The 6,915-nt window shown below is 39.7% G+C and carries 5 protein-coding genes and 2 pseudogenes; all 7 read right to left on the bottom strand.

Annotated elements, in window-relative coordinates; translation table 11 throughout:
- Positions 1–1,253: nucleotide sugar dehydrogenase (locus BZG14_RS14545; protein WP_077609071.1), on the bottom strand; the 1,253-nt coding region annotated here is incomplete at its 3' end.
- A gap of 92 nt (positions 1,254–1,345) precedes the next feature.
- Positions 1,346–1,873: pseudogene (locus BZG14_RS14540) on the bottom strand (ISAs1 family transposase); the annotation flags it as partial.
- Between the two features lie 26 nt (positions 1,874–1,899).
- Entirely contained in the window at positions 1,900–3,027 is a 1,128-nt protein-coding gene (locus BZG14_RS14535; protein WP_077609070.1) for an ISAs1 family transposase, read from the bottom strand.
- Positions 3,028–3,208: 181 nt separating this feature from the next.
- A pseudogene (locus tag BZG14_RS15505) lies at positions 3,209–3,373 on the bottom strand (ISAs1 family transposase); the annotation flags it as partial.
- Positions 3,374–3,382: 9 nt separating this feature from the next.
- Positions 3,383–4,159, bottom strand: a complete 777-nt coding sequence (locus BZG14_RS14530) for a sulfotransferase family protein (protein ID WP_077609069.1) — start codon at positions 4,157–4,159, stop codon at positions 3,383–3,385.
- An 84-nt stretch (positions 4,160–4,243) separates the two neighbouring features.
- Positions 4,244–5,674, bottom strand: a complete 1,431-nt coding sequence (locus tag BZG14_RS14525; RefSeq protein ID WP_077609068.1) for a lipopolysaccharide biosynthesis protein — start codon at positions 5,672–5,674, stop codon at positions 4,244–4,246.
- A complete protein-coding gene (locus BZG14_RS14520) occupies positions 5,674–6,831 on the bottom strand; it encodes a TDP-N-acetylfucosamine:lipid II N-acetylfucosaminyltransferase (protein WP_077609067.1) in 1,158 nt (385 codons plus the stop codon). Before BZG14_RS14520 ends, BZG14_RS14525 begins: the two co-directional genes overlap by 1 nt.
- Between the last annotated feature and the right edge of the window lie 84 nt (positions 6,832–6,915).

Below are 6,915 nucleotides of genomic sequence, written 5' to 3'. Positions count from 1 at the left end.
GGATTAGGAACTGTGCCTTTTACATCTATAATTACAGGGTGATCTTTTGACAGTTTAACAAAGTCTTCTTGGGTATAAGTTTTAAATTCGTGATGTGAAACAGCCACAATGATAGCATCATATTTTTTATCTGTACTTAAAGGATTACTAATAACCCCGTATTTATACCAACTTGACTCAGCTTCAATATCTACCCAGGGGTCGTAAACATCAACATTTGCGCCAAAATCTTTAAGTTCTCTAATAATATCTACTACCTTTGTGTTTCGCATATCAGGACAATCTTCTTTAAAGGTTACACCCAACATCAGGATATCTGAGTCTTTGATTCGGCAGCCCGCTTTGATCATATATTTAATAGTTTGGTCGGCCACATATTTACTCATACCACTATTGATTTGCCGAGAAGCTAAGATCAAGTTAGGCTTATAACCGAGCTCTTCAGCTTTAAAGGTAAGATAATACGGATCTACGCCAATACAGTGGCCACCAACTAGGCCTGGTGATAATTTAATGAAGTTCCACTTTGTAGCGGCTGCAGCTAGAACCTCACTTGTATCGATACCAATTTGATTAAAAATCAAAGCCAATTCATTAATTAATGCAATATTCACATCGCGTTGGGTATTCTCGATAACTTTAGATGCTTCAGCTACCWTAATGCTTGATGCTAGATGTGTTCCAGCTGTAATTATCGATTTGTAAAGGTCATCTATACGTTTCGCTACTTCCGGCGTTGAACCCGATGTCACTTTTAAAATGTTTTTTACCGTGCGCTCTTTATCACCTGGATTAATACGCTCTGGTGAATATCCACAAAAGAAATCGACATTGAATTTCAAACCTGAAATTTTCTCTAACACAGGCACACAAACATCTTCAGTCACACCAGGATAAACAGTAGATTCGTAGATAACAATATCACCTTGTTTAAGTACACTACCAACAAACTGCGAAGACTTAATGAGCGGAGTTAAATCTGGTCGGTTAGTGGAATCAATCGGCGTTGGTACAGTAACAATATAAATATTACAATCCTGTGCCTGCTTTATATCGGAAGTGTAGTCCATATTCGCTTTTACAGAAACGAGCTCTGCGTTTTCTATTTCTAAAGTGCGGTCGTATCCTGTTTCTAGTTCATTGATACGTTGTTGATCTATATCAAAACCTACCACCGACATCTTTTCCGCAAAAGCAGCTGCTAAAGGGAGGCCTACATATCCCAAACCAATCATACAAATTTTGTCTTTCACATTATCACCTTAAGCTGACTATATAGTCTGTGGTTTATTCTTCAACCGTTTAAAATTTATGGGTATCCACAGAAAACGCATGAACATCCCCGTCATGAAAGGCTTCCCAGCACGGTCGCCAGGTACTCTTGGTCCATCGCATACATCATTCGCTTGCGTTGAATCCCGGCTTTGAAACTCTTCTCTTTCATTAATAAATTCAAAACCATTTGCCTTATTCGTGCAAAAACTTCCGCTCGGTCATCTACCCTAATTCGGCAGGCATCTTCTTTTAATCCAACATCGAGTTGCCAGTGCATTGATTCAATTAACCAGTGCGAGCGAGTGGCATCATGAAGCTCTTTCGCTGTCAGTGCTTTTGAACTTATATAATAGCGCACAGAAATATCGGATTCGTCGGCGTGTTTGCCTTCTTGTCGAACACTCACCATGATGCCCATCGTTTTTAATTCAGGCCAATCATAAGCTAAATCACCTAATACACTTAAATCGATATTGATGAGTGCACATCGTGTTTCTAAACGTCCATGCGATTTCTCTTGTGATGAGTAGCTGTCACCATCAAAGTTTTGAAGCATTGAAGGCCGGTAATAATTATCAAACGCTTTGTCTAACTTACCTCACGGAAAACGCATGAACATCCGCGTCATGAAAGGCTTCCCAGCACGGTCGCCAAGTACTCTTGGTCCATCGCGCACATCATTCGCTTGCGTTGAATGCCGGCTTTGAAACTCTTCTCTTGCTTTAATAAATTCAAAACCATTTGCCTTATTCGTGCAAAAACTTCAGCTCGGTCATCTACCCTAATTCGGCAGGCATCTTCTTTTAATCCAACATCGAGTTGCCAATGCATTGATTCAATTAGCCAGTGCGAGCGAGTAGCATCATGAAGCTCTTTCGCTGTCAGTGCTTTTGAACTTATATAATAGCGCACAGAAATATCGGATTCGTCGGCGTGTTTGCCTTCTTGTCGAACACTCACCATGATGCCCATCGTTTTTAGTTCAGGCCAATCATAAGCTAAATCACCTAATACACTTAAATCGGTATTGATGAGTGCACATCGTGTTTCTAAACGTCCATGCGATTTCTCTTGTGATGAGTAGCTATCACCATCAAAGTTTTGAAGCATTGAAGGCCGGTAATAATTATCAAACGCTTTGTCTAACTTATCTTGGTTTCCTTTAACAGCGAGCAAATAATCAGCATTTTTATCGATGATTTTCTGTGCGATTTTGTGCTGACAACCCATGGCATCTATGGTAATCAAACAACCTGAAACATCAAGCAATTCCAGCAACTTAGGGATGGCAGTAATCTCATTTGTCTTACTGCCTACTTTCGACTGTCCGAGGCATACACCATTTGCGGTTGCGAACGCATTAACCATATGAATCGCAGCTTGGTCTGTTGCTCTGTTATATGAACCCCTCAGTGTTTTTCCATCAATGGCAACTACTTCACCATCCGTTAATTCATGACACGATTTCATCCATTCTATGAAGGCTTTTTGTAATGCTTTTGTACTGATGGTTCCCATCACTCTTGCAATCGTATCTGCCGAGGGTGATGTTTTACCTGAGAAGCCAAAGCGTAATAAAAAATCACGCTGCTTACGTCCATAATCACTAATACCTTTCCAGGTATCATGACCAGACAAYACCGCACAAATCGTTATCAAAATAATATCTGATAACGTATGTTCAACTTTACCTTCTTGACGAATGTCTCTAATGGAAACGAAATGCATAAATGGACTTTTATCTTCTGTCATTTTTAATCTCCTAAACGTTAGGAGACCATTAAATCGCACTGAAAATGATCAACAAATTGATTCTTTATTTTCACTTATTTTAATTAATAAATATGGCATAACGCACGGTTTTTAGCCTTAAGTGACAACTAAGTCATTAARTTGCKAKCCCAGGCATGRYGMGGATCTTCATGCGTTTTCCCTGTAACTTACCTTGGTTTCCTTTAACAGCGAGCAAATAATCGGCATTTTTATTAATGATTTTCTGTGCGATTTTTCGCTGACAACCCATGGCATCTATAGTAATCAAACAACCTGAAATGTCGAGCAATTCCAGCAGCTTAGGTATTTCAGTGATCTCATTGGTTGCGGATCTTCATGCGTTTTCCCTGGACATCGACTCACCAATACCCGAGTCTTCTAGCACCTTCTGCACACTGTTTTCTAAGATATTGAATATTTTCACCATAATACTTGCATAGTCAGTAACGCGTTTACCTTTTGGCTGATATTGGTTATCTACCTTGCCTAAGATCTCAGCAGTAACCTCAAAGCCTAATATATGGGCGAGATTCTCTACAGTTGACTTTTTATCGGTTAGAAAATTTTCGTATCTGATCAACGTGAAAGCCTCAGGTTCGTTAAAATAAATTTCGGCTGAAAGCCGCCAGCGGTACGCAAGTAAATCTACGTAGGATTCAGGCCAATGCCCTAGCCATGAAGAATCCAGATTGATCCGCCATGCTGGCGATCTTTTCAGTTCCAGCCACTGTTCTGGATCAAGCCACTGCAAGTTGTCCGGTACTTGCAGTCGGTTTAAGATACTACGAACGTTATCCTTTGGCTCCCGCATAATCATCACAAATCGAGCCTTAGGGAAATATTCTTTAAGGCTTTGATAATCAAATGTCAGACCAGGCTCTCTAATGATTTTTCTTGAGAACTCTCTCCGATATCGGCATATAAAGTCACCGAAATCCTCTACACCATACTTCCTTAAAGTTTTCGCTCCTGGCCGGCTGATTGCTCGGGTTATGTCCAGCGTTACAGGAGTCTCAGTCGCGTCTGATAAAAGTGCAGCTATCGCGGTAGTGCCGGACTTCTGTACACCGAGAATAAACACCGGCTCGCTTTCTCTGTACTTTGCAAGCACTCGTTCTTTATGCTCTACTCACACTCTTAGGACAGCTATAAAGATGATTTTTTTAGTCTGGTTAGAATTTTATGAATCAAGCGACTATACCCTTTTAAAAACATTGAGAATCTCTTTAACTAACGGTTTATCCAGTAGGAAAATAGCCAAAACATACAGTATCGAAGACACGATAAGCGTCATACCGAGACTTGTCAATGTGCCAACCTGAATCTGCGCTATAACCCAAAATACGGTGCAGAACACAATTGCTGTTGCCCCATAATAAAGACCAACATCCCTGAACTGCTCAACAAATGAATAGCCAATCAAGCGGTCTGAGAAATACTTGTTTGGAAAGTAGAAAACAACTGACTGAATAACTTGGCCCCACATCAATGCCTCCAGACTGATCTGTGCGGTAATCATAAGAACCAACGCTACCACTATCTTTTTGAAAACCTCCAATGCAAGCAGAATATCGGACCGCCCAAGCACCCTAAGAATATTCAAATTAAGCGAGTTTAGGGGTTGAAGCAATACAGCAAGGCAGAGAATCTGCAAGTACCGATGCGCTGGATACCAGTCTTCAGGAAACAGTAATTCAAACAACCAAGGTGCAACCAGAATTAAGCCAGCTACCAGTGGCACGAATAGGGCGATAATGACTTTGATCACACGCCGATAACCACGTTTAAGCTCTGTGATACTGGCTTGTTTTTTCGCCAAAGCGGGAAATGTGACCGCTTGTATCGAATGCAAAATCTGGCTGACCACCAGTTCACGAATTCTATCTGCAAAAAAATATAACCCTGCCGCTGGGGCCGAGAACGCTTTTGCAATAACCATTGGGTACAGATTTTTAAATAAAGTATCCAAGCTTCCAGAAAGAAAAAGCTTATATCCAAAATTATACATCTCTTTGAAAGAGACCCAACTAAACTTTTCAGAAGGACGCCAACCTTGTCGCCACCATAAAATGACAGTATGAATAGTCGCAGCGACTAGTGACTGAGCGACTAAGGCCCATACGCCAAAATTAAAGTAGGCTAGCCCGATGGCTATTAATCCCGAAATAATACTGGAAGGTACAGTTGCCTGCATCTGCACTTTAAAATTAAGATTGCGACTTAGACTCGCTAATTGCACCACTTGAAAAGCATTAATGATAGTGGTCAAAGAAGCAACTCTGATTAGGTTTGTCAACTGACCTTGTTCATAGAAATTTGCAATGAACGGTGCAGCGGCATAGAGCATACTATAAGCGACGAAACCTAGCATTAGGTTTGCATAAAACGCAGTTGAGTAGTCGGTTTCAGAAATCTCGGGCAGTCGAATAAGTGCCTGTCGAAATCCTGAGTCTGTTAGTGACTGCCCCAACGCTAAAAAGACAGTCATCATGGCCACTAGGCCGAAGTCTTCTGGAACTAAAAAACGTGCCAGTAATAGCGTCACAATGACACTAGTGCCTCTTCTAGCTAACTGTTCGCCGAAGCTCCAAACCATACCAATATAGATTTTTTTTACGAGAGACATTAAACTAATTTCTCTTTTTTAATTTTCATCAATTCTTTAATTACATTCCTTGTGTATCGTTCAAAATTTTTTCGACTCTTTTCTACTTTTACAATTTCCCTATTTCTATCGGCAATCTCTATTGGAAGTTGATTAGCTAGAGTATATTTACACATACTATTTACGTCAGATACATCCAAATTCATCTCTTTAAGCTCGTCATATAATGGATTTTCAGCATTAAGAAACACACGCGCTCCAAGGAAAATCGCGATAAAAAGGTTACCTGCCGCCTGCTGCCGCAAGTGTCCCATTACTACATTTGAACAACTAGCTAATAAGTCGATATATTTATCAAACTCCATAAATTCGGTAATTGGTAAGAATTGTTCTCCAAAACAGTCTCTTCCCCGTTTAATCACTTCTTTCTTGTAATCTGAGTTACCATAGCTAAGCGGAACAACTACTTTAGAATTTTTTGGCACGCCTACAGCTTTTAGCCTAAGAAACATATCAATATGGTTATTGTTAGGCGACGCGCTATTCCCTACTAAAATATTGCTACCAACCACTTCTCTTGTACCAAGGCGACCATCAACTAGATCTGCGATCTTTCCGTAATTCCAACGTACATATTCTGGAAAAGGTTCACCAACCATTTCCTTGACCATTAAAAACTCTCTATGAAGAACTGGAGAAAACAGATCGATCTTTTTTATGACATTTTTTTTATACGATGACTTAGAGTAAATGAATTTTCTTAGATGCTTCTTTAAAATGTGCAACAAACCTTGATGGCGTTTAGAAGGTTTGTGGTATTTAGCAGTCTCCGGCATGAGTAAGCTATCAGTACTGTTCTTACTAATAATGTCATAATAGTCGTAACCCATACCTATCCAAGCAATCGGTATCTTACGATCTAGACGCGCGATCACTTCTAAGGAAAACTCATCCAAAGAATGAAAAATAATAGCGTCATAGGCAGATAATGACCTTATAAAAAAATTATTCGCAAATGCGTACTTAGAAACTCTGACTGGCTTGATTTTTCTCAAATATTTAATAGAATCATGTTTGTTTGGAAGTATATATGTGCTTTCCCCTGGTGCCTCAGCTTCAAAAAACTCATAGGCAGAGTCTGGAAACTTTTCGTCTTTAATAAAATGTAAAAGCTTCAAATATCACCTCGAGAATTTTATTATTTAACATATTTATTTCTAATTTTTTAATTTAAAAACTGTCAGGAAAACTCTATTTATTGA

This window comes from Salinivibrio sp. IB282 (genome assembly GCF_001995685.1).
In the GTDB taxonomy this organism is placed as follows: Bacteria; Pseudomonadota; Gammaproteobacteria; order Enterobacterales; family Vibrionaceae; genus Salinivibrio; species Salinivibrio kushneri.
The sequence above is the reverse complement of the archived record's forward strand: the minus strand, read 5'-3'. Positions and strand labels throughout refer to the sequence as shown.

What these genes read in the sequence shown, in the direction of transcription:
- BZG14_RS14525 (WP_077609068.1), bottom strand. Translation starts at nt 5,674, where the DNA reads ATGTCTCTCGTAAAAAAAATCTATATTGGTATGGTTTGGAGCTTCGGC.